This is a genomic window from Terrabacter sp. R4-6 (genome assembly GCF_057529065.1).
In genome coordinates, this window is sequence record NZ_CP197224.1 from 671466 (window position 1) to 694306 (window position 22841).

19 protein-coding genes are annotated in these 22841 nt (G+C 72.7%); 4 read left to right on the forward strand and 15 right to left on the reverse strand.

The window, feature by feature from the left end; genetic code table 11:
- Nucleotides 1-45: 45 nt before the first annotated feature.
- The 4 genes from ACSSS0_RS03185 to ffh all read right to left on the reverse strand — a co-directional run bounded on the left by ACSSS0_RS03185 (nucleotide 46) and on the right by ffh (nucleotide 3921).
- Nucleotides 46-468, reverse strand: coding sequence for a DUF350 domain-containing protein (locus ACSSS0_RS03185; RefSeq protein WP_435985350.1), 423 nt, complete (start codon nucleotides 466-468; stop codon nucleotides 46-48).
- A gap of 58 nt (nucleotides 469-526) precedes the next feature.
- Nucleotides 527-1738, reverse strand: a complete 1212-nt coding sequence (locus ACSSS0_RS03190; protein WP_487230035.1) for a glutathionylspermidine synthase family protein — start codon at nucleotides 1736-1738, stop codon at nucleotides 527-529.
- Nucleotides 1739-1741: 3 nt separating this feature from the next.
- Nucleotides 1742-2098: a hypothetical protein gene (locus ACSSS0_RS03195; RefSeq protein ID WP_435985348.1), complete on the reverse strand. Its 357-nt coding sequence runs from the start codon at nucleotides 2096-2098 to the stop codon at nucleotides 1742-1744.
- A gap of 182 nt (nucleotides 2099-2280) precedes the next feature.
- Entirely contained in the window at nucleotides 2281-3921 is a 1641-nt protein-coding gene (gene ffh, locus ACSSS0_RS03200) for a signal recognition particle protein (RefSeq protein WP_435985347.1), read from the reverse strand.
- An 89-nt stretch (nucleotides 3922-4010) separates the two neighbouring features.
- Between ffh and ACSSS0_RS03205 the strand changes: the two genes are divergently transcribed.
- Nucleotides 4011-4430, forward strand: coding sequence for an NUDIX hydrolase (locus ACSSS0_RS03205; protein ID WP_487230036.1), 420 nt, complete (start codon nucleotides 4011-4013; stop codon nucleotides 4428-4430).
- A gap of 86 nt (nucleotides 4431-4516) precedes the next feature.
- Here the strand turns inward: ACSSS0_RS03205 and ACSSS0_RS03210 are convergent, their stop codons facing one another.
- From ACSSS0_RS03210 to smc, 6 genes are all read right to left on the reverse strand, one after another.
- The gene (locus tag ACSSS0_RS03210) at nucleotides 4517-6880 is read right to left on the reverse strand and encodes a [protein-PII] uridylyltransferase (protein ID WP_487230037.1); all 2364 of its coding nucleotides are present in this window, start codon (nucleotides 6878-6880) and stop codon (nucleotides 4517-4519) included.
- A 76-nt stretch (nucleotides 6881-6956) separates the two neighbouring features.
- Nucleotides 6957-7295 carry a P-II family nitrogen regulator gene (locus ACSSS0_RS03215; RefSeq protein WP_435985344.1) on the reverse strand — a complete coding sequence of 113 codons (339 nt, stop codon included), beginning with the start codon at nucleotides 7293-7295 and terminating at the stop codon, nucleotides 6957-6959.
- Nucleotides 7292-8704 carry an ammonium transporter gene (locus ACSSS0_RS03220; protein ID WP_487230038.1) on the reverse strand — a complete coding sequence of 471 codons (1413 nt, stop codon included), beginning with the start codon at nucleotides 8702-8704 and terminating at the stop codon, nucleotides 7292-7294. Before ACSSS0_RS03220 ends, ACSSS0_RS03215 begins: the two co-directional genes overlap by 4 nt.
- 265 nt (nucleotides 8705-8969) lie before the next feature.
- Nucleotides 8970-10187, reverse strand: a complete 1218-nt coding sequence (ftsY, locus tag ACSSS0_RS03225) for a signal recognition particle-docking protein FtsY (protein ID WP_487230039.1) — start codon at nucleotides 10185-10187, stop codon at nucleotides 8970-8972.
- A 131-nt stretch (nucleotides 10188-10318) separates the two neighbouring features.
- A complete protein-coding gene (locus ACSSS0_RS03230; RefSeq protein ID WP_020142778.1) occupies nucleotides 10319-10501 on the reverse strand; it encodes a hypothetical protein in 183 nt (60 codons plus the stop codon).
- Nucleotides 10502-10638: 137 nt separating this feature from the next.
- Entirely contained in the window at nucleotides 10639-14217 is a 3579-nt protein-coding gene (gene smc / locus ACSSS0_RS03235) for a chromosome segregation protein SMC (RefSeq protein WP_487230040.1), read from the reverse strand.
- 119 nt (nucleotides 14218-14336) lie between these two features.
- On the opposite strand from smc, the gene ACSSS0_RS03240 reads away from it, so the two are divergent.
- Entirely contained in the window at nucleotides 14337-14996 is a 660-nt protein-coding gene (locus ACSSS0_RS03240) for an MSMEG_1061 family FMN-dependent PPOX-type flavoprotein (RefSeq protein ID WP_487230041.1), read from the forward strand.
- Between the two features lie 24 nt (nucleotides 14997-15020).
- Here the strand turns inward: ACSSS0_RS03240 and ACSSS0_RS03245 are convergent, their stop codons facing one another.
- Nucleotides 15021-15323 carry a chorismate mutase gene (locus ACSSS0_RS03245; protein WP_435985339.1) on the reverse strand — a complete coding sequence of 101 codons (303 nt, stop codon included), beginning with the start codon at nucleotides 15321-15323 and terminating at the stop codon, nucleotides 15021-15023.
- 18 nt (nucleotides 15324-15341) lie between these two features.
- On the reverse strand, nucleotides 15342-15659 hold the full coding sequence (locus ACSSS0_RS03250; RefSeq protein ID WP_435985338.1) for an acylphosphatase: 318 nt from the start codon (nucleotides 15657-15659) through the stop codon (nucleotides 15342-15344).
- Nucleotides 15660-15766: 107 nt separating this feature from the next.
- Here ACSSS0_RS03250 and ACSSS0_RS03255 point away from each other — a divergent pair, with 107 nt between their 5' ends.
- A complete protein-coding gene (locus ACSSS0_RS03255; RefSeq protein WP_487230042.1) occupies nucleotides 15767-17770 on the forward strand; it encodes an acyltransferase family protein in 2004 nt (667 codons plus the stop codon).
- Nucleotides 17771-17828: 58 nt separating this feature from the next.
- Complete coding sequence (locus ACSSS0_RS03260; protein ID WP_487230043.1) at nucleotides 17829-18683, forward strand: NAD(P)-dependent oxidoreductase; 855 nt, start codon at nucleotides 17829-17831, stop codon at nucleotides 18681-18683.
- On the opposite strand, the gene ACSSS0_RS03265 is transcribed toward ACSSS0_RS03260, so the two are convergent.
- The 3 genes from ACSSS0_RS03265 to ACSSS0_RS03275 are packed head-to-tail and all read right to left on the reverse strand — an operon-like array spanning nucleotide 18669 to nucleotide 22821.
- Nucleotides 18669-19574: an MOSC domain-containing protein gene (locus ACSSS0_RS03265; RefSeq protein WP_487230044.1), complete on the reverse strand. Its 906-nt coding sequence runs from the start codon at nucleotides 19572-19574 to the stop codon at nucleotides 18669-18671. The two genes, ACSSS0_RS03260 and ACSSS0_RS03265, sit on opposite strands and share 15 nt — an antisense overlap.
- Nucleotides 19559-21484 (reverse strand): M3 family metallopeptidase, encoded by a 1926-nt coding sequence (locus ACSSS0_RS03270; RefSeq protein ID WP_487230045.1) that lies wholly within the window; start codon nucleotides 21482-21484, stop codon nucleotides 19559-19561. Before ACSSS0_RS03270 ends, ACSSS0_RS03265 begins: the two co-directional genes overlap by 16 nt.
- 41 nt (nucleotides 21485-21525) lie before the next feature.
- Nucleotides 21526-22821, reverse strand: coding sequence for a hydroxyacid-oxoacid transhydrogenase (locus ACSSS0_RS03275; RefSeq protein ID WP_487230046.1), 1296 nt, complete (start codon nucleotides 22819-22821; stop codon nucleotides 21526-21528).
- Nucleotides 22822-22841: the final 20 nt, after the last annotated feature.

Below are 22841 nucleotides of genomic sequence, written 5' to 3' on the forward strand. Positions count from 1 at the left end.
ACCGTCACCGGCGTCGCGTCCCGCTCCGGCCGGGCGCCGGACGGCTCAGGCGATCGAGGCCACGACGATGAGCGACACGGCGAGCTGCACGGCCGCCGCCACGATCGACGCCGGGTGGAAGTCGCGCTGCGTCACGAGCTCGGCCATGTCTCCCGGCGTCACGAGGTCGAGCAGCCGGAAGGCGAGGGCCTGGAGCACGACGCCGAGCAGGCCGAAGACGACCGACCAGCCGAGCGCCACGCCGAGCGAGCCCGTGCCGTTGGTCCAGATCGCGGCGAAGACGACGAGCCCGAGACCGAGGAAGCCGGCCGCGAGGACGATGGCGGCGTTGACGGACCGCTCGGTCCAGATGTGCGAGCCGAGGTGGCCCGGCGTCACGAGGTCGAGTGCGGCGTAGCCCAGGCCGAGGACGGCGATGCCGACGACGGCGTAGACGAGGGCGTATCCGGTGTGGACGAGCAGGTCCATGCAGGCTCCAGTGTTCGGGTGTCGGGTGACGGGGTCTGGTCCGGGGTGAGGTGGGCGCTCAGGGCTCGGCGACCCAGGAGGCGACCTGCTCCGGGGTCGAGCGCGGCGTCAGCATGCGGTGCGGCACGAAGCGGGCGCCGGTGTTGGTCACGAGGTTCGTCGACTCGCGGATGCCGAGCCCCGCCGGCTTGCCGTCGACGACCCACGTGCCGAAGACCGGCCGGTTGCCGTCGATGTCGGGCAGCGGGGTGTACTGCTGGTAGACCCGCTGCTGGCCCTCGGTGCGCAGCCGCGGCGAGCGCTCGACACCGTCGGGTCCGATCACGTCGACACCGTCCCCCTCCCAGCCGAAGAGCGGCTTCGACACGTGAGCGGCCATGCCGTGGGCGTGGTCGAAGTAGGCGGGCAGCAGGTTGGGGTGGCCGGGGAACATCTCCCACAGGACCGGCAGCAGCGCCTTCGAGCCGGCGAGCAGCTTCCACGGCGGCTCGACCCACTGCGTCGTCGACGCACCGCCGAGCAGGTAGCCGCCGAAGGGCGAGTCGAGCATCCACTCGGTGGGGTACATCTTGAAGCAGTGCGTGATCGGCTCGCCGTGCAAATCGACGAAACGCTGCTGCCCGTGGTGCCAGCCGATGTCCTCCATCGTGATGCCGAGCGCGACGAGGCCGGCCTCCTGGGCCGTGTCGCGCAGGTAGGCGACGGTCGCCCAGTCCTCGGTCGGCTCGTCCTGACCGACGGCGAAGTGGACGACCTCGACCCCGGTGCGCGCCCGCATCCGGCGCCAGCCCTCGACGAGGCGCTCGTGGAGCAGGTTCCACTGGTCGTGGCCGGGGTGCAGGTCCTCGAGCCAGAACCACTGGGTCACGGCGGCCTCGACGAGCCCGGCCGGGGTGTCGGCGTTGTACTCGAGCAGCTTCGGCGGGCCGTCGCCGTCCCACGCGAGGTCGAACCGGCCGTAGACCGAGGTCGCGTCGGGGTCCGACAGCGATGCCGCGAGCCACGCCCCGGCGCCGTCCGGCAGGCCGTGACGGGCGACGACCTCCGGGTCGTGGGCCATCCGGTGCACCGCCGCGACGGTCATCCGGTGCAGCTCGCCGGTGGCTCGTTCGAGCACCTCGACGTCGGACTCGGTCAGCTCGTAGCACGCCGTCTCGTCCCAGTACGGGACGGCACTGCCGTCGGCGGCGCCGTCGACGGCGTACGACAACCCCTGCTGCTCGACGGTGTGCAGCCAGCCGTCACGCGGCGAGCTCGGGACGCGGTCCACGGGTCAGCCGCCGACGGAGAAGCCGTGGCCGGAGAAGCCGCCGCGCGTCACGACGCCGCCCTCGGCCCTGAAGCCGGTCCCCCACGACTTCGACGACGGCGGCGCGGTGTACGAGCCGCCGGCCACCCGCGCGCCGATGGCCGGAGCCGCGACGCCGCGGGGCACGAAGTACCAGCCGTGACCCCCGTGGAAGCCCGACGAGTGGTGGTCGTCGCACTGCTCGTCGGCGATGCGCGTCCGGGTCGCCTCGTCGACGCAGACCCCGGCGTAGTCGTGGTCGTCGTCTTGGACCGCGGCGTAGATGCCGAGGGACGCGAGCGCGACGGCACCGACCGTGACGGCGGCGGACTTGCGGGTCATGGGCATGCGGGTACGCGTCTCCTCGGGCTCCGGGGTCGTCGTGACGTCTCGTCAGGACGCGCTTCCGACGACACGCGGGCGTGGTCGGATCCCTCGGCCGGAGCAGAATCTTCCGGGGTCGGCCAGCACGCCGTCTCGGTCACCGTGGACGGCGACCCGCCTACCGGTCGGTCGTGACGGGGTCAGCGACCGCCGAGGAACTTCTCGAAGCCCTTGGGCAGGTTCGACGGGTCGAAGCCGGCCAGCGGGTCCTCGTCGGACGCGCCGGCGCCGTTGGCACCGCCTGCACCCGGCGCCCCGAAGGCACTGGCCGCCGACGCGGCCCGCCCGGAGGCGGCCTTCTCCGCCGCGGCCCGCTCCTCGGCGGCGCGCTTGGCGGGGTTGCCGCTCTTGCTCTTCTTGCGCTGCGGCTGCTGCTGCTTGCCGCGCTTGCCCGTGCCCGGGATGCCGGGCATGCCCGGGAGGCCGCCCCCGCCGCCGCGCGCCATCGACTTCATCATCTTCTGGGCCTGGCCGAAGCGTTCGAGCAGCTGGTTGACCTCGGTGACGGTGACACCCGAGCCCTTGGCGATGCGGGCGCGACGGGAGCCGTTGATCTGCTTGGGGTGGGTGCGCTCGAAGGGCGTCATCGAGCGGACCATCGCCTCGACGCGGTCGAACTCGCGGTCGTCGAAGGCGTCGAGCTGGTCACGCATCCCCTGCATGCCCGGCATCATCTTGAGCATCGACTTGAGCGAGCCCATCTTCTTGATGGCGTTCATCTGCGAGAGGAAGTCCTCGAAGGTGAAGTCCTCCTCCGCGAGGAACTTGCGGGCCATCTCGTCGGCCTCGCGCTTGTCGAACGCGCGCTCGGCCTGCTCGATGAGCGTCAGCACGTCACCCATGTCGAGGATGCGGCTCGCCATGCGGTCGGGGTGGAAGACCTCGACGTCGCTGACCTTCTCGCCCGTCGAGGCGAACATGATCGGCTCGCCGGTGATCTCGGCGACCGACAGGGCGGCGCCACCACGGGCGTCGCCGTCGAGCTTGGACAGGACGACACCGGTGAAGGCGACGCCCTCGTGGAAGGCCTGGGCCGTCTCGACGGCCGCCTGGCCGATCATCGCGTCGATGACGAAGAGGACCTCGTCGGGCGAGATCGCCGCGCGGATGTCGGAGGCCTGCTGCATGAGGTCGGCGTCGACGGCGAGGCGGCCGGCGGTGTCGACGATGACGACGTCGTACTGCTTGGCGCGGGCCTGCTCGATGCCCATCCGCGAGACGGTGACCGGGTCGCCGAACGACCGGGTGCCCTCGCCGGAGTCGAGGACGGCGTCGTGGCCGCCCATGTTGCCGCGCTCCGGTGCGAAGACGGGGACGCCGGCGCGCTCGCCGACGACCTCGAGCTGGGTGACGGCGTTGGGGCGCTGCAGGTCGGCGGCCACGAGCAGGGGCGTGTGGCCCTGGTCCTTGAGCCACTTGCCGAGCTTGCCCGCGAAGGTCGTCTTGCCCGAGCCCTGCAGGCCCGCGAGCATGATGACGGTCGGCGGCTGCTTGGCGAAGCGGATCGTGCGCGTCTGCCCGCCGAGGATGGCGACGAGCTCCTCCTGCACGATCTTGACGACCTGCTGGGCCGGGTTGAGCGCCTGGCTGACCTCGGCCCCGAGGGCGCGCTCGCGCACCGACCCGGTGAACCGCTTGACGACGGGTAGGGCGACGTCGGCGTCGAGCAGGGCGAGGCGGATGTCGCGGATCGTCGCGTTGACGTCGGACTCCGTGAGCCGGCCCTTGCCGCGGAGGTTCTTGAACGTCGCGGTCAGGCGGTCAGACAGGGATGCAAACACCCGGCAAGGCTATCCGCTCCGCCGACCAACTCCGACTCGACCGCCTCCCACGGGCGCGACGGCGCACGCCGCCGCGTAGGGTCGCGCGGGTGAGTGACCCCACTGCCCCGCCCCCCTTCATCGACAAGATCGCGTGGATCCACCTCGAGCAGCGCCGCCTCCTCACGGCCCGCAACGCCGGCCGGGACCGCTTCTACCTGCCGGGTGGCAAGCGCGAGCCGGGCGAGAGCGACCTCGAGACGCTGGTCCGCGAGCTCGACGAGGAACTGACCGTGTCAGTCGACCCGACCACCGCCGCCCACGTCGGGACGTTCGAAGCGCTGGCCGACGCCCGCACGGACGGGCTCGTCGTGCGCCTCACCTGCTACACGGCGACGCACAGCGGAGAGCTGGTGCCGTCGCGGGAGATCGACGAGATCGCCTGGCTGACGGCCGGGGACGGAGACCGGGTGTCCGCCGTCGACCGGCTGGTCCTCGCCCACCTGCACGACGCGGGCCTGCTCGACTGACGAGGTCGACCAACAGGACACTCGCGCGCGGCCACGCTCGGTCGGCCGCCGGAGACGCCACCGTTCCGGTTGCGTGACCCGTCGGGTCAGTCGGCGTCGCAGGTGTCGATGATCATCGCGACGGCCTGGGCGGCCCGGGCCGGCGCGAGCTGCCCGCCACCGAACTCGGTCACGTAGAACGTGTCCAGCGTCTGGCCGGCATACGTCGCGATGTGCGCCGAGCGCACCGACAGCGACGCCCGGGCGAGCGTGATGCCGATGTCCTGGAGCAGTCCCGGACGGTCCGTCGCGCGGACCTCGACGACGGTCGCGCTGTCCGACGCGCTGCTGATGACCATGGCCCGCGTCGAGTCGACGGAGCCCGAGCCGGGGCTGCGCACCCCCGTCGACTTGCGCCGCTGGAGCTTGCCGAGGGGCGAGCGGTCGCCCTTCGCGACGCGGACGAGGTCGCGCGCGATGACCTCGGGCAGCGGGGTCTCGCTGCCAGGCGAGTCGACCCACCACTCGTTGACGGCGAGGCCGTCGATGGTGCGGACGATCGCCGAGCGCACGACGAAGCCGTGCGCGGCGAGCAGGCCGGCGGTGTCGGCGAAGAGGCCCGCGCGGTCGCGGTCGATGATGTCGATGCGGTGGGCGCCACCGAGGGATGACACGGTGACGTAGGGCTCTCCGGACGCGATGCGGTCGAGCGCGTCATCGGAGAGCGGCAGGGTCTCGATCGGTTCCACGACGAGAGGCCCCTCTGCTTGGGTCTGGGTGGTCAGGGCGGTCCGGCAGGCCTGGTAGAGGCGCTGGACGAGACCGGCGCGCCAGTCGCTCCAGGCCTTGGGGCCGGCAGCCGAGGCGTCGGCTTCGGTGAGGGCGCGCAGGAGGTCGAGGGTCATGGCCGACCCGTCGACGGCCTCCGAGAGCGCGGCGATGGTGGCCGGGTCCTCGGGGTCCCGGCGGGTGGCGAGGTCGACGAGCGTGAGGTGCTCGCGCACCAGGCGCACGATGGTGCGGCGGTCGGCGTCGGTGACACCCATCCGCTGGAGCACGGTGTCGGCGAGCTCGGCCCCGGTCACGGAGTGGTCCTGCGACCCGGGCACCTTGCCGATGTCGTGGAGCACGGCGGCGAGCATGAGCAGGTCGGGCCGGGCGACGTCGCGGACCATGCCGCTCGCCGCCACGACGGTCTCGATGAGGTGGCGGTCGACCGTGTGCCGGTGGACGGCGTTGCGCTGCGGGCGGCTCCGCACGGCCTTCCACTCGGGGATCCACCGCTCGATGACCCCCGCGAGGTCGAGGCCCTCCCACACGGTGACGAGCCCGGGGCCCGACGCGAGCAGGTCGGCGAAGAGGTTGCGGGCGACCTCGGGCCACGGCTCCGGCAGGACCGGAGCGGTGGCGGCGAGGTTCTTCAGCGTCGTCGGTGAGAGGGGTATGCCGCCGCGCGCGGCCACGACGGCAGCGCGCAGCGGGATGATCGGGTCGGACGACAGGTCGGCGGACGGTCCGAGGACGGCCTCGCCGTCGTGCCGGTAGAGGCCGTAGCCGAGGGGGGCCAGCTGCGGGCGGCGGGGACCGACGCGCAGGGTGCGGGCGCGCTGGGACTGCATGGCGCGGCGCAGGGTGCCGTCGACGGCATACGCGATGGTCCGCGCCGACGTCGAGAGGTCGGTGAGGAGGTCGTCGGCGTCGATGTAGCCGAGCAGCGCGGCGCACGCGTCCTGGTCGTCGCGGGTCAGCCGGTCCCTCCCCCGGCCCGTGACGACGTGGATGGCGTCGCGCACGTCGAGGATGCGCTCGTAGGCCTCGTCGACCTCGCCGTGCGGACGGTCGGTCAGCCAGGCGGCCGTGAGGGCCCGCAGGACCGACATGTCGCGCAGGCCGCCGTGGGCCTCCTTGAGGTCCGGCTCGATGAGGTGGGCCAGGTCGCCCTGGCGTGCGTGGCGCTGGAGCACCGACTCGTGCATCTCGCCGAGCCGGGTGCGGGCGTTGGCCCGCCAGTCGTGCGCCACGGTGGACCGGGCCGCGTTGACGACGTCGGCGTCACCGGCCACGTGGGTGAGGTCGAGCAGGCCGACGGCCGCGGAGAGGTCGTCGGACGCGACGGCCCGGCAGTCGGCCACGGTGCGGACGCTGTGGTCGAGCCGGACGCCGGCGTCCCAGATCGGGTACCAGAGCTTGTCGGCGAAGGCGCCGACCTCCTTGCCCGACAGGCCTCGCGGGTGGTGGACGAGCACCAGGTCGTAGTCGCTGAGCGGTCCGCCGTCGCCACGGGCCAGCGAGCCGACCGCTGCGAGGGCGACACCTTCGTGCCGACGCCCGGCGCACGCCTCGCGCCAGAGCTCCTGGAGCCATCCGAACCCGAACTCCGCGAGCGCCCGGCGGCGGGTCTGGCCCGCGCCGGGCGTCGCGAAGGTTCGGGTGCCGGCGAGGTCCAGACGTCGTGAGGTCACATCCGTCATGTCAGGTCTCGCCGTCCCCTTGAGTTGCGTGTGTGGTGCTGCTTCGTGCTTCGTGCTGCGAGTGGTCCGCCGACGCTCAGAGAGCCTCGACGCCCCGCTCGCCGGTGCGGACCCGCACGACCTCCTCGACCGGGACGGACCAGATCTTGCCGTCGCCGATGCGACCGGTCTGGGCCGCCTTGAGGATGACCTCGAGGACGTCCGAGGAGTCGACGTCGTCGACGAGGACCTCCAGGCGCACCTTCGGCACGAAGTCGACGGTGTACTCGGCGCCGCGGTAGACCTCGCTGTGGCCGCGCTGGCGGCCGTAGCCGCTGGCCTCGCTGATGGTCATGCCAGCCACCCCGAAGGCCTCCAGGGCCTCCTTCACCTCGTCGAGCTGGTGGGGCTTGATGATGGCGGTGATGAGCTTCATGCGTTGGCTCCTTCGACCTGCGATGAGGTGACGGCGGGACGGGTGCTGGTGCGGCCGCCCGATGCGGGGAAGCCACCGATCTCGTACCCGGACTCGGCGTGGACGGCCTGGTCGATGCCCTCGGACTCCTCGTCCTCGGTGATCCTCCAGCCGAGGGTGGCCTTGAGGGCCACCGCGATGACGTACGTCAGGGCGAAGGACAACACGAGCGAGATGAGCGCGATGAGGATCTGCAGGACCGTCTGCTGCCAGCCGCCGCCGTAGAGCAGGCCGGTGGTGGTGGCGAGCAGGCCGGCGCCGATGGTGCCCCAGAGGCCGGCGACGAGGTGCACGCCGACGACGTCGAGCGAGTCGTCGTAGCCGAACTTGTACTTGAGGCCGACGGCGAGGGCCGAGAGGCCACCGGCGACGACACCGAGGATGATCGAGCCGACGGGCGACAGGGCGCCACAGGCCGGGGTGATGGCGACGAGGCCGGCGACGACACCGGACGCGGCACCGAGCGAGGTGGCGTGACCGTCACGGATCTTCTCCACGACGAGCCAGCCGATCGCGGCCGCACACGTGGCGACCGTCGTGTTGAGCCACACGGCCGAGGCGACGCCGTCGGCGGCGAGCTCGGAGCCGGCGTTGAAGCCGAACCAGCCGAACCACAGCAGGCCCGCGCCGATCATGACGAGCGGCAGGTTGTGCGGACGCATGGCGACCTTCGCGAAGCCGAGGCGCTTGCCGACGACGATGGCGAGGGCGAGGCCCGCGGCACCGGCGTTGATGTGCACGACCGTGCCACCGGCGAAGTCGATGGGCAGGACCGAGGCCACACCCTCCGTGACACCGAAGAGCTTGGCCGACAGCCCGCCCTCGGCACCCGAGAGGAGGCCGCCGCCCCAGACCATGTGGGCGAGCGGGAAGTAGACGATGGTGACCCAGATGACGGCGAAGGTGATCCAGGTGCCGAACTTCACGCGGTCGGCGATGGCACCACTGATGAGCGCGACGGTGATGACCGCGAAGGTCAGCTGGAAGCCGGCGTAGATGTACTCCGGGATGAAGACGCCGACCCCGAACGGGTCGATGAGGCGGGCGCCGTCCTCACCGGCGAGCTGGCTGAGCCCGAAGAGGTGGAAGGGGTTGGCGAAGATGCCGGCGATGTCGTCGCCACCGTCCTGCAGGTTGCCGAACGACATCGAGTAGCCCCACAGCACGTAGACGATGCCGACGACGGCCATGGCGCCGAACGACATCATCATCATGTTGAGGACGGACTTGCTCCGGGTCATGCCGCCGTAGAAGAGGGCGAGCCCGGGCGTCATCAGGAGGACCATCGAGGACGCGATGAGCATGAATGCGGTCGCGGCCTCGTTGATCACTGGTGTTTCTGCCGCGAAGGGCATCAGTGCTGGTGTCATGCGCAGCAGTCTGTGGACGCGCGGTTTCGCCCGACGGCGCCGTTTGTTACAGCCGTGTCAACAACGGGTGGACGGTGTTAGCGGATGGTTTCCCCCACCGTGGGCGTCCGGATCGTGGACTCGGCCGCCCGGCCGGTGGACCGTCGAGGACGCCGACCCGCCCAGCCGTGCCGCCGGCCGGCCCAGGACGCACGTATGCCGCCCGGCGGGGCCGGACGGCATACGTGGGCGTGCGTCGGGGCTGGGGGCACGCACTCCCCCGGTGTCACATGACGATGGCGTCGACGAAGGCCTCGGGGTCGAAGGGGGCGAGGTCGTCAGGGCCCTCGCCGAGGCCGACGAGCTTGACCGGGACGCCGAGCTGACGCTGGACCGCGACGACGATGCCGCCCTTGGCGGTGCCGTCGAGCTTGGTCAGGACGATGCCCGTGACCGCGACCGCCTCGGAGAAGACCTTGGCCTGCTGGAGGCCGTTCTGCCCCGTCGTCGCGTCGAGGACGAGGAGCACCTCGTCGATGGGGCTCTGCTTCTCGATGACGCGCTTGACCTTGCCGAGCTCGTCCATGAGGCCCACCTTGTTGTGCAGGCGGCCGGCGGTGTCGATGATGACGACGTCGACCTCCTCCTCGATGCCGGCCTTGACGGCGTCGAAGGCGACGGCGGCGGGGTCGGCGCCGTCCTTGTCGGAGCGCACGGTCGCGACGCCGACGCGGGCGCCCCATGTCTCGAGCTGGTCGGCGGCCGCGGCGCGGAAGGTGTCGGCAGCACCGAGCAGGACCTCGCGGTCCTCGGCGACGAGGACGCGGGCGAGCTTGCCGACGGTCGTCGTCTTGCCGGTGCCGTTGACACCCACGACGAGGATGACGGCAGGGCGGTCGCCGACGCGGCTGCTCGCGATGCGGCGGTCCATCTCGGGCTGGACGAGGGCGAGCAGGTCGTCGCGGAGCCAGCCGCGGACCGTGGCCTCGTCGGTGGCGCCGTCGATCTTGACGCGGGTGCGCAGCGACTCGACGAGCTCGGTCGTGGCCTCGACGCCGAGGTCGGAGGAGATGAGGGTGTCCTCGACCTCCTCCCACGCCTCCTCGTCGAGCTTGCCGCGCGAGAGGAGGGCGAGCAGTCCCTGGCCGATGGAGGAGTTGGACCGGGCGAGGCGGGCGCGCAGGCGCTGCAGGCGCCCTCGCGCCGACTCCGGCCGCTCGAGGGTCGGCTCGAGCGTCGGCTCCGGCGCGGTGGGAGCCTCGGGCTCGAGCGTCGTGGTGGCACCCTCGCCCGCAGGTGGGGCGACGGTGTCGGTCGTGCCGGTGGTGTCGCTGGGTGGCCGGCGGTCGAGGTCCTCGGCGGGCAGCCCCGGGCGGGCCGGCGGGGCCTCGCGCTCGACGGTGCGGCCGCGGCCGCGCACGAGGCTGACGCCGTAGGCGACCGCGCCGACGAGGATGGCGACGCCGATGATGACGTATGTCCAGACAGTGTCCACGTCAGCCATCCAACCACGGTGGCGGGGACGTACCGGACGCCGCGATCACGGCTCGGGCAGGGCCGCTGGTGCAGCCGGACGCGGCTCGGCCACCGGCGGTGGCCGGTGGCCGAGGTGGGTGGGCAGGCGGTCGGGCGCGACTAGTGCGTGCGGGCGCGCGGGCGACCGAGGGTGCCGGCCCGGCGACGTGCCGAGCGTGCGACCCCTTCCCCCTTGGCGGTGAGCAGGTCCCGGCCGCCACGGTGCGCAGGCACCGCGACGACGCCGACGACCGCCACAGCGAGCACGGTGACGACGAGCATCGAGATGACCAGGTAAACCATGTGACAAGAGTGACGCATGTGACCCGTGTGACGCAAATAGCACGGAGTGACGATTTCGCAACTCGAAGACTTTCGGCGCACACTCGCGCGGCGCCGCCGCCCCGGGGGCGTGCGGACGTCGGGCGTGTGCCGTGTCGTCAGGCGGGTCGGTCGGCGACGTCGCGCAGTCGCTGGGACACGACCGTCGTGACGCCGTCGCCGCGCATGCTGACGCCGTAGAGGGCGTCGGCGATCTCCATCGTCTTCTTCTGGTGCGTGATGACGATGAGCTGCGAGCTGTCGCGCAGCTCCTCGAAGAGGGTGATGAGGCGGCCGAGGTTGGCGTCGTCGAGGGCGGCCTCGACCTCGTCCATGATGTAGAAGGGCGAGGGCCGCGCCTTGAAGATCGCGACGAGAAGCGCCACGGCGACGAGGGACCGCTCGCCACCGGAGAGCAGCGACAGCCGCTTGATCTTCTTGCCCGGCGGGCGCGCCTCGACCTCGAGACCCGTCGTCAGCATGTTGGACGGGTCGGTGAGGACGAGCCGTCCCTCGCCACCCGGGAAGAGCCGCTGGAAGACGCGCTCGAACTGGACCGCGGTGTCCTCGAAGGCCTCGGCGAAGACGCGCTCGACGCGCTCGTCGACCTCCTTGACGATGTCGAGCAGGTCGCGCTTGGAGTTCTTGAGGTCCTCGAGCTGCTCGGTGAGGAACTTGTGCCGCTCCTCGAGCGCCGTGAACTCCTCGAGCGCCAGCGGGTTGATGCGACCCAGGGCGTTCAGCTTGCGCTCCGCCTGACGCAGCCGCTTCTCCTGGGCCTCGCGCACGAACGGGACCGGCTCGGGCTGCGGCGCGTCGGGGTCCGCGTCGGGGTCCGGCACGGCCGGCACGAGCTGGTGCGGGCCGTACTCCTCGACGAGGTCGGACGGCGAGATGCCGAGCTCCTCGACGGCCCTCGTCTCGAGCTGCTCGATGCGCAGGCGCTGCTGGGTGCGGGCGACCTCGTCGCGGTGGACGGTGTCGGTGAGCTCGCGCAGCTCGGCCTGGAGCGTGGAGATGTCACGACGCACGACGGCGAGCTCGGCGTCCCGCTCGGTGCGCTCGGCCTCCCCGGCGGCGCGGGCGCGACCGGCCTGCTCGGCCGACTCGGCGAGCAACTCGTGCGCCCAGGCCGCCGCGGTGCGGACGGCCCCGGCCACGGCGGCCTCACGCTGACGGCGGGCCCGCTTCTCGGCCAGGCGCTGGCGCGCCTCTTCCTCGTGGCGGGCGCCGCGCTCGAGCGCGTCGGCGCGGTCCTTGAGGGCACGCGCACGCTCCTCGCGGGTGCGCAGCGCGAGACGGAGCTCGGTCTCGGCGGCGCGGGCCTCGCGGGCGACGGCCTCGAGACGGTCGCGCTCCTCGGTCGACGGCTCGTCGGCGAAGTCGCCCTCCCCGCTCGCGGCCTCGAGCCGCTCGAGCAGGGCTGCGTGCTCGGTCTGGTCGGCCTCGAGGGCCGAGGTCGCATCGGCGATGGCCTTCTCGGTGCGCTCCACCTCGGACCGGGCGGCACGCAGGGTCTGGCCGAGGGAGCCGAGCTTCTCGGCGATCGCGGCCATCCGGGCGTCGCTCTCGTTGAGGCGCTCGAGGGCGGCCTCGACCGCGTCGGCCAGCTCGGCACGCGTGGCGTCGGCGCCCGCGACGCGGAAGCGGGCCTCCTCCCCTTCGCGGGTGGCGCGGGCCATGGCGTCCTGGGCGTCGTCGAAGGCGGCCTGGAGCTCGAGCAGGCTGGGCGCGGTCGTGCTGCCACCCCGGACCGTGCCGGGTGCGTAGACGTCGCCGCCGCGGGTGACGGCCGTGACGCCCGGGTGGCTGCGGACGAGGGTGCGGGCGGCTGCGCCGTCGGGCACGAGCGCGACGCGCTCGAGCACCTGCTCCACGGCCGGGCGTACGGAGTCGGGGCACTCGACGACGTCGCGGACCCAGCGGGCGTCGCCGGTGAGCGCCGGCCAGGACGCGGTGTCGACGCGGGTCGCGGACTCCGCGACGAGGAGGCTGGCCCGGCCGTTGTCGCCGTCGCGCAGCGCGTCGAGGGCCGCGGCGGCGGCGTCGAGCGACCCGACAGCCAGGGCCTCGGCGGCCGTCCCGAGGGCGGCGGCGACGGCGTTCTCGAGGCCCGGCTCGACGGTGACGAGGGAGGCGACCGAGCCGAGGATGCGGTGGCCCTCGTCGGCGGCGGCGAGGAGCGCCGCGGCGCCGTCCTTGCGACTGAGGCTGAGGCCGAGGGCCTCGACGCGAGCGGCGGCCGTGGTGCGGGCACGCTCGGCGGTCGCCTCGGCCTCCTTCCAGCGGGCGAGCTCGGCCTCGGCGGCGTCGAGGCGCGCGGCGGCCTCCTCGTAGGCGGTGTCGAGTCCCTCCTCGCCCTCCTCGTCCTGGGCGACGCTCGACTCGAGCCGCGAGAACTCGTGCTCGGCCTCGGCGGCGCGGGCCTGGGCGGCCTCGATGGTGCCGCGCAGGCGTCCGACCTCGGCCTCGCGGGCCTCGATGCGCGAGGCCTTGGCGCCGACCTGGCCGCCGAGCTTGGCCAGGCCCTCGCGACGGTCGGCTGCGGCCCGGGCCTCGCGCTGCAGGCGGGTGGTCTCCTCGGCGTGCCCCCGCTCGGCCTCGGTGCGCGACAGGACGGCGTTCTCGAGGGCGGCCTTGGCCTCGGCGATCTCCTCGAGGAGGAACGTCTCCTGCTCGCGGACGTCCGCGGCCTGGGCGCGCAGCTGCTCGGGGTCACGGCTCTGTCCGGGGGCCTCGGGCTCGTCGTCCTCGCTGAGCAGGCGCACGCGCTCGGCGGCGAGCGACCGGGTGGACGCCATCCGCTCGACGAGCCGGCCGAGCGCGACGTACTCGTCCTGGGCCCGGGTCAGGGCCGGACGGGCGGCCTCGGCGGCCTCCTCGAGGGTGGAGAGCCGGTGGCCGAGGTCGCCGATGGACGCCTCGACCTCGGAGCGACGCTCGATGAGGGCGGACTCGTCGGCGACCTCCTGCTCGAGCGTCGACGTCAGCTGGACGAGGTCATCGGCGACGAGGCGCAGGCGCGCGTCGCGGGCGTCGGTCTGGATGACGGCCGCCTTGCGCGCCGTCTCGGCCTGGCGACCGAGGGGGCCGAGCTGGCGGCGGATCTCACCCGTCAGGTCCTGGACCCGGGTGAGGTTGGCCTCCATCGTGTCGAGCTTGCGGAGCGCGCGCTCCTTGCGCTTGCGGTGCTTGAGGACGCCGGCCGCCTCCTCGATGAACCCGCGGCGCTCCTCGGGCGTCGCGCGCAGGACCGTGTCGAGCTGGCCCTGGCCGACGATGACGTGCATCTCGCGGCCGATGCCGCTGTCAGAGAGGAGCTCCTGCACGTCGAGCAGGCGGCACGGGGTGCCGTTGATGGCGTACTCCGAGCCACCGTTGCGGAACATCGTGCGGGCGATCGTCACCTCGGTGTAGTCGATCGGGAGCGCGCCGTCGGTGTTGTCGATGGTGAGGGCCACCTCGGCGCGGCCGAGCGGCGCGCGGCCGGACGTGCCGGCGAAGATGACGTCCTCCATCTTGCCGCCGCGCAGCGACTTGGCGCCCTGCTCGCCCATGACCCAGGCGAGCGCGTCGACGACGTTGCTCTTGCCGGAGCCGTTGGGGCCGACGATGCAGGTGATGCCGGGCTCGAGACGCAGGTGGGTCGCCGAGGCGAAGGACTTGAAGCCCTTCAGAGTGAGGCTCTTGACGTACACGACCCGAGAAATCCTTTGTCCAGCCAGCCAGCGATCCCGGTCAGCGTACTAGTCGTGGGGCCGTGCTCCGGGGAGGTGAGCACCTGCGCGTGCGGGGGCGGACGGCATACCGTGGTCGGGTGGATGCCGAGGAGCACGCAGAGCACGACGGTCACGACGGTCACACGGTCACCTCCCTCGAGCGCCTGCGCGAGGTCTACCCCACGGCGCCGGCGGCCAACAGCCTCGCCAAGGAGTCCGCGACGATCACGCCGAGCCAGGCCCGGATCATCGAGGCGGCGCCCTTCGTCGTCGTGGCCACCGTCGGTGACGGAGGCCTCGACCAGTCGCCGCGCGGGGACCGACCCGGCTTCGTGGTCGTGCGGGACGAGCGCACGCTCGTCATCCCCGACCGCCGGGGCAACAACCGCCTCGACACCCTGCGCAACGTCGTCGCCGACCCTCGGGTGGGTCTCGTCTTCCTCGTGCCGGGCCTCGGCGAGGAGCTGCGCGTGCGCGGCACCGCGGTCGTCTCGACGGACCCCGACGAGCTGGCCCGCCACGAGGTCAGGGGTGTGCTGCCGGCGTCCGTGCTCGTCGTCACCGTCGAGCGCATCTACTTCCAGTGCGCTCGTGCGATCAAGCGAAGTCGCCTGTGGGACAGCGAGTCCCGCGTGGACCCGAAGACCCTCCCGACGGCCGGCGCGATGACGCGCGAGGCCGGCGGGTTCGCCTCCGACGCCGAGGCAGCGGCGTACGACGCGGCCCTCGGCGCGCGGCAGGACGCGACCCTCTACTGAGGTTCCGGCTCGCCGGCGGGACGCCTACGTGTCGCCGTTGGCGATGCGCTCGTGGTGGTGGATGACCTCGGCGATGATGAAGCCCAGGAACGCCTCGGCGAACACCGGGTCGAGGCCCGCGCTGTCGGCGAGCGCCCTCAGCCGTGCGATCTGGCGCTCCTCGCGCTGGGGGTCGGCCGCGGGGAGGTGCTCCTCCGCCTTGAGCCGGCCGACCTGCTGGGTGCACTTGAAGCGCTCCGCGAGCAGGTGGACGAGCGCGGCGTCGATGTTGTCGATGCTGCTGCGCAGCCGAGCGAGCTCGGCGGGGACCTCGGGCACGTCGCTCACCCGGTCAGCCTAGGCGGGTCAGCGCTCGACGAACCCGGAGATTCCGTCCCTCGGAACGCCCTGCTGCACGACGACGCTCTCGACGTGTCCCGGCCGACGGGTCGTCGACGGGGTCTCCCGCAGCAGCGCCTCGAGCGCGTCGACCGCCTCTGCGCTGCCCTGGGCGACGACCTCGACCCGGCCGTCGGCGGTGTTGCGGGCGTGCCCGGCCAGACCGAGCTCGAGCGCGCGGGCCCGCGTCCACCAGCGGAAGCCGACGCCCTGCACCTCCCCGCGCACGAACATCGTCACGCGTACCGGCGCGCCGGTCTCCTCGGCATCCTGCTCCACAGCCACCGGGACACGGTATGCCGCGTGGCGCCGCAACGGGAGCCCCACGCGTACCTATGCTCACAACAGGCACGGCGGTGACTCCACTCACCGCGGCCCACGGAAGGAGCGACGTGACGACGTCGGCGATTTCACGGGCGGCTGGCACGGGTCAGACCGCCGACACGGCCACGGGGGCCATCCCCCGATCGGGGCGTGCGCCGTCGGGACGCCCGGCTCGCATCGAGGGGCTGGACGGGCTCCGCGCCCTCGCCATCGTCGGAGTCCTCGTCTACCACCTCAACGCCTCGTGGCTGCCGGGCGGCTTCCTCGGCGTCGACGTCTTCTTCGTCGTCTCGGGCTTCCTCATCACGACCCTGCTCGTCCGCGAGCACCACCGCACCGGCCGCATCGCGCTCTCGCAGTTCTGGGTGCGACGCGCGCGCCGGCTCCTGCCCGCCCTCGTCCTCTGCGTCGTCACGAGCGTGCTCATCGCGCGGGCCGTCAGCCAGGACCTCCTCGTCGACATCGGCCGGCAGATCGTCGGGGCACTGACGTTCTCGACGAACTGGGCCGAGATCACGGCCGGCACGAGCTACTTCGACCAGACCGCGCCGCAGCTGTTCATGAACTTCTGGTCGCTCGCCGTCGAGGAGCAGTTCTACCTGCTCTGGCCGCTCGTGACCCTCGCGCTGCTCGCCGTGTCGAGCCGGGTGCGCGTCGGCGTGGCGGCGGCCGTCGGGCTGGGCTCGTCCCTGCTCATGGCGCTGCTCTTCACGCCGGGCACCGACGCGACGCGCGTCTACTACGGCACCGACACCCATGTCATGGGGCTCATGGCCGGCGCGGCCCTCGCCTTCGCCTGGGCGAGCCCGCAGCTCGCGCTCTGGGTGGCGCCCTCGCGTTGGGGTCGTCTCGGGTCGTATGCCGTCCCGCTGGCCCTCGCCGTCCTCCTCGCCGAGATGGCCCTCCTCGACGAGCAGTCCACCCTGACCTTCCGCGGCGGCATCGTGCTCGCGTCGCTCGCGACGGCGGTCCTCGTCATGGGCGTCATCGAGCGGCGTCCCGACCGGGTCACCGCGGTGCAGCGGGTCATGCGCCACCCGGTCGCGGGCTGGGTCGGCGCGCGGTCCTACTCCATCTACCTCTGGCACTGGCCCGTCATCCTGCTCGTCGCGCTCGACAACCCCTCGGCCCCCGGCACCACGTCGCACCTGCTGACCCGCCTGTGGTGCGTGCTCGTGACGCTCGCCCTCGCCGACCTCACCTTCCGTCTCGTCGAGACGCCCTTCCGCACCCTCGGCTTCCGGGGCGTGGCCTCGCGCCTGCGCGGCCGCGTCTCCGGCCTGACCCGACGCACCAAGCAGGTCGTCGGCGCCGGCGTCGCCGCGCTGGCCGTCGTGACGGCGGTCATCGTCCTGACCGCCCCCGACCAGAGCGAGACCGCGCGCATGCTCGCCGCCAACGAGGCGGCCGCCGACGCCATGTCGAGCCAGTCCCCCTCGGCCGCGACGCCGGGCTCGACGGCGGGCTCGACGGCGGGAAGACCGGCCACGACGGCCACCGCGGGCCCGTCCGGGTCCGCGGTCGCGACGGCCGGCAACGCGTCCTTCACGATGCCCGCCGGGCCCGAGATCGACGCCTACGGCGACTCGATCATGGTCGGCAGCCTCCAGGCGCTGCGCTACTACTTCCCGGGCATCCGCATCGACGCGAAGTCCAACCGGCGCTGGTCCGACGGCCTCGCCGAGGTCGCGGCGCGTGGCGACGGCAACCGGCGCGCGATCATCCTCGCCTTCGGCACCAACGCCGGCGTCGACGAGGACCGCGTCAAGCAGGTGCTCGACGTGCTGGGCCCCGACCGCATGGTCGTCCTCGTCAACATCATGGGACCGTTCGCGCGCGTCGACACCGACAACGCGACGCTCGACCTCATCGCCCGCGGCCGCCCCAACGTCATCGTCGCCGACTGGGCCGACGCCATCCGGGCCCACCCCGAGCAGGTCCAGTCCGACCGGGTCCACCCGACGATCAAGGGTGCCCACCTCTTCTCGAAGACGGTGCGCCAGGCGATGGCCGACCTGTCGCAGCGCAACACCGGCAAGCCGGTCGTGCTCAAGGAGCTCCCGATCCCGTGACCCCCGGACGCACGGACGGTCCGCTCCCACCGGCGGCCTCGGGCTCGGAGCACGGGGTGTGAGGACGATCGGGATCGTCTCGCCCGGAGCCATGGGCTCGGCCCTCGGGCGCAGCTGGGCGACGGCCGGGACGCGGGTCGTGGCGACGGTCGTCGGGCGGAGCGAGCGCACGGCTGGTCTCGCTGCCGGCCTGGAGCTGCTCGATGGCCTCGACGCCGTCGTCGCCGCCAGCGACCTCGTCGTCAGCATCTGCCCGCCGGCCGCAGCCGAGCAGGTGCTCGCCGACATCGTCGCCGCCGCCTCCCGCACCGGCCCGACGCCGCTGGTCGTCGAGTGCAACGCCGTCGCCCCCGACCTCGTGGCGTCGCTCGACGCGCGAGCCGCGGCGGCCGGTCTCGACCTCGTCGACGGTTCGGTGAGCGGCGGTCCCCCGTCACCCGGCGGCGACACGATGCTCTACCTCTCTGGCCGGCGCGCATCCGAGGTCGCGGCACTGCCGGCAGACGGTCTGCGTCGTCGCGTCGTCGGCGACCGCCCTGGTCAGGCGTCGGCCGTGAAGATGTGCACCGCCTCCGTCTACAAGGGCACCACGGCGATCTGGGCCCAGGCGCTCCAGTCGGCCGAGGCGCTCGGCGTGCTCGACGTCGTGCTCGACGACCTCGCCGAGGAGTTCCCGCACCAGGTCGCCGGGGCAGGTCGCCGCATCGCCGTCGCGACGGCCAAGAGCGCCCGCTTCGTCGACGAGATGGAGAGCATCGCGGCCACCCAGCACTCGGCGGGCGTCTCACCCGAGCTCTTCGAGGGCATGGCGGCCGTCTACCGCCGGCTGGCGTCGACGCCGCTCGCTGCGCTGAGCCCCGAGGAGGCGGCCGCGCTCACCGACCTGCGTGACGTCCTGTCACGCCTCACCTGAGACCGTCCCCGGCTCGTCGGCCCAGGTGGCGACGACGGGGTCGCCGACGCGGAGCACCGCTCCCTCGGCGAGCGGCAGCTCGGGGGTGAGGCGGATCCCGAACCACGTGGCGCCGTCCCACTTGCGGTGCCGGGCGAGGGTGCGGATCGGCTCCTTGCCGGTGCGCAGCTCGACCCGGTCGACCGTCGTCATGACGCAGCGGTCGCACACCATCGTCGTGCGGAACGGCACCTCCCCGATGCGGACCGACGACCACGCGTCCTCGGCGAACGGCTCACACCCGGACACGACGACGTTGGGGCGGAACCGGTCGTGCCCCAAGGGATCTCGCGGCTCCTCGCCGCGATCGGCCGCCGTCTCGAGCAGCCAGTCGTTGAGCCGGGCGAGGGACGACTCCGTCGTGACGTGGAGCGGTGCCGCATCCGACAGCGAGTTGCGGTCGCCGTCGGCGCCACCCATGTCCGGTCGGATCGGTCGGCGCAGGTCGTCGTCCTGCCACACGAGCCGGAGCGGGCGGCCGACCCGCGCGCTCAGCCACGCGTCGGCATCGGGTCCGGCGGGGAGCGCGTGGTCCTGTCCGGAGAACCGGACGGGAACGGGATCGGCGTCCCGCGGCGGGACGACGTCGAGCGACCCCGCCCCGGGTCCGCCGAGGCGCACTCCCCCACCGTCGAGAGGCTCTGCGCACAGCCCGAGGAGGGCGTGCTCCTCGCGAGCCGTGACCTTCGTGCCGTGCGGGTCGACGACCGCCCACCGTCGGTCGCCACGCAGGCCCTGCGGCTCGACGACGGCCTCCTCGAGCGGGACGCCCGCGAGCGACTTGACCGGGTAGGCCGTCAGCGCCGTGACGCGAAGGCCTTCAGGGCGCGACGCGGTCACTCCGCCAGCCATGCGGCATACGCGTCGAACGTGTAGGGACGGCCGAGGAAGTCCTCGACGAGGTCGGCGGCGTCGCGCCGCCCACCCTGCGCGAGGACCTTGTCGCGGTAGGCACCGGCGACCTCCGGGTCGAAGAGGTCGCCCTTGTCGAAGGCCGAGAACATGTCCTTGGCGATGACGAGCGACCACATGTACGTGTAGTACGCCGAGCTGTAGCCGTCGAGGTGACCGAAGTGGCACTGCATGTGCGTGCCCTCGAGGTACGGGAAGACGGAGTAGCGCCCCATGAGGTCGCGCAGGCGGGCCGTGAGGTCGTCGCTCTCGTTGACGTGGAAGTCGTAGGAGAGCGCGGCGTAGAACATCTGCGTCCGGGCGTCGTAGCCCTTGCCGAAGTCGTCGGCCCGGCGCATCGCCTCGACGAGCTCGGCGGGGATGGTCTCGCCGTCGGCGTCGCGGGCGAAGGTCGCGAGCACGTCGGCGTCCCAGGCCCATTCCTCGAGCATCTGGCTCGGGGCCTCGACGAAGTCCCACTCGGTCGCGACGCCCGAGAAGCGCACCCACTCGGTGCGCCCGGCGAGCACGTGGTGCACGAGGTGGCCGAACTCGTGGAAGAGGGTCACGACCTCGTCGTGCTCCATCAGGCCACGGTTGAAGTTGCAGACGAGCACGCCCTCGGCGAGCTGGCTGCCGGCGACACCACGCGCGAGGTCGAACTGCGCCGCGTGCTTGTACTTCCCGTCGCGCGGGTGCAGGTCGAGGTGGATGCGGCCGATGCGCTCGCCGTCGAAGGAGACGTCGTAGGTCGCGACCTCCTCGTGCCACGTGCGGGCGTCCTCCCGGGGCACCGGTGACCACTCGAGACCGAAGAGCCGGCCGGTGACGTCGAGCAGTCCCTGTCGGACCGACTCGAAGGGGAAGTACGTGCGCACGCGCTGCGCGTCGACGGCGAGGTCCTCCTTGCGGACGAGCTCGGCGTAGTAGGAGACGTCGGCGCCGTCGATGTCGGTGGCGTCGGGACGGTCCTGGCGCAGACGCTCGAGCAGCACCGCCTTGTCGCGCTCGGCACTCGCGGCCGACAGCTCGGTGATGCGGTCGATGAACTCGCCGATGGCGTCTCCGCTGCCGATCATCTTGACCTCGGCGTCGTAGTCGGCCCACGAGGCGTAGCCGAGGAGCGAGGCGTGCTCGCGCCGGACGGCGAAGATCTCCTGCAGGACGCGGTCGTTGGCCGGCCACGCGATGGTGAGGAACTCGGTGACGAGGTCTCGGCGCGCCTGCGCGTCGTGCGCGAAGGTGCGGAACGGCACGACGTCGGGGTAGTCGGTGGTCACGGTGACGAGACCGTCGTCCTCGACCGGGTGCGCCTCGACCCAGTCCTGCGGCAGGCCCGCGAGCCGGTCGGGCGTGACCCGGATGCTGCGGACGTTCTCGCGGATGTTCTTGCTGAACTCCTGGCTGAGCAGGATCGCCCGCTCGCTCAGCGCACGGAGGCGGTCGCGGGTCTCCTCGTCGCGGTCGACGCCCGAGCGACGGAAGTCCCGCAGCGTCCGCTCGAGCACTCGCGTCGCGTCGGCGTCGAGGCCACTCGCGTCGAGCTGGGCGAGGACGGCATACAGCTGCGTGTCGAGACCGAGGTCGGTGTCGAGCTTCTGCACCTGCTGGGCCACGGACTCGGCCCGCTCGCGCACGCCCGAGTCGGGGTGCACCTCGGAGAAGAGCGACCCGACGGACGCGGCGTTGGACAGGGCGGTCTGCGCGTCGTTCCAGACCCGGAGCACCTCGAGCGGCTCCGTGGGCGGGTCGCTGCGCAGGCCCTCGACGAGGGACCGCGCCAGCGCGAGCTGCTGCTCGCCTCGGGCGCCGACCCAGTCGAGCCAGTCGCTCTCGAGGGGCAGGGGCAGGTGCGTGGGCTCCGTGGTCACAGACGGCACTGTATGCCGCCACCCTCCCCTCGCGTCGACCGCTATTCCCAGAGCTGCAGGGAGCGGGTCACGATGCCGGCGAGGTCGTCGGGGCCGACCTCGCGCGGGCTCGTCGCGAGCAGTCGCTGCTGCGTGAGGGAACCCTCGACGAGGGCGTCGACGTCGCCCTCGTCGTAGCCGACGGCACGCAGGCCGTTCGGCATGCCGATGTCGCGCATGAGGTCCACGAGGACGCCGGGCAGCACGTCCCGGGGCTCGGAGTCCCAGCGGGCGCCGTGCGCCGGGTCGAGGAGCCGGGCCGCGGCGAGGTGCCGGTCGGGGTCCGACTCGAAGGTCCACCGGAACGCCTCGGGTGCCGTCAGCGCGACCGCCATGCCGTGCGGCACCATCGGCTCGTCGCTCGGGTAGCCGTCCGGGTGGAAGTCGCGCACCCGACCGGCGATGGGGTACGCGTTGGCGTGCGGCACGTGCACGCCCGCATTGCCGAACCCCAGGCCGGCGAACGTCGCCGCAAGCGCCATCTCGCCGCGGGCGGACTCGTCGGACCTGTCGCGAACGGCCGTCCGGAAAGCCTTGGCCAGCAAGGACATCGAGCGCTCCGACCACATGTCGGCGATCGGGTTGCTGCCGCAGTAGGGCACGCGCTCGCCGGGCTGCTTGCGCTCGTAGCTCGTGAACGGTCGGGCCGTCCAGCTCTCGAGCGCGTGGCACAGGATGTCCATGCCCGCGCTCGCCGTCACTCCCGCGGGCTGGGTGGCGGTGAGTCGGGGGTCGACGACGGCGAGGCTCGGCCGGAGCCGTACGTGGCTGATGCCCGTCTTGACCTTGAGCGCAAGCACGTCGAGGACACAGATCGTCGTGCTCTCGGCGCCGGTCCCCGTCGTGGTCGGCACCGCCACGAGCGGTGCGAGCGCACAGGTCGGGGCGCGGCCGGCGCCGACCGGGGCGTTGACGTAGTCCATGAGCTCGCCGCCGTCGCTGAGGAGCAGGTCGACCGCCTTGGCGGTGTCGATGGCCGAGCCACCGCCGACGGCGACGTAGCCGTCGAAGGGCCCGTCGGCCCGGGCCCGCTCGACCGCGGCGAGGAGGCTCGCGTCGGTCGGCTCGACGTGCGCCGAGTCGTGGACGACGACCTCGACCCCGAACCCGCGGATGCCCTCGGCGACGCGGTCGGGCCAGCCGGTCGCGAGCACGCCGGCGTCCGTGACGACGAGGACCCGGCGGGCACCGAGCCCCAGCAGGTCGTGCCCGATCTCATCGGCCGCGCCGGTGCCGAACTTCAGCTGCGGGGCGCCGTAGGTGAAGACGGACTCGGGGTTCGCGGGAGACCACGTCATGGGCCCACCCTAGGGTGGAC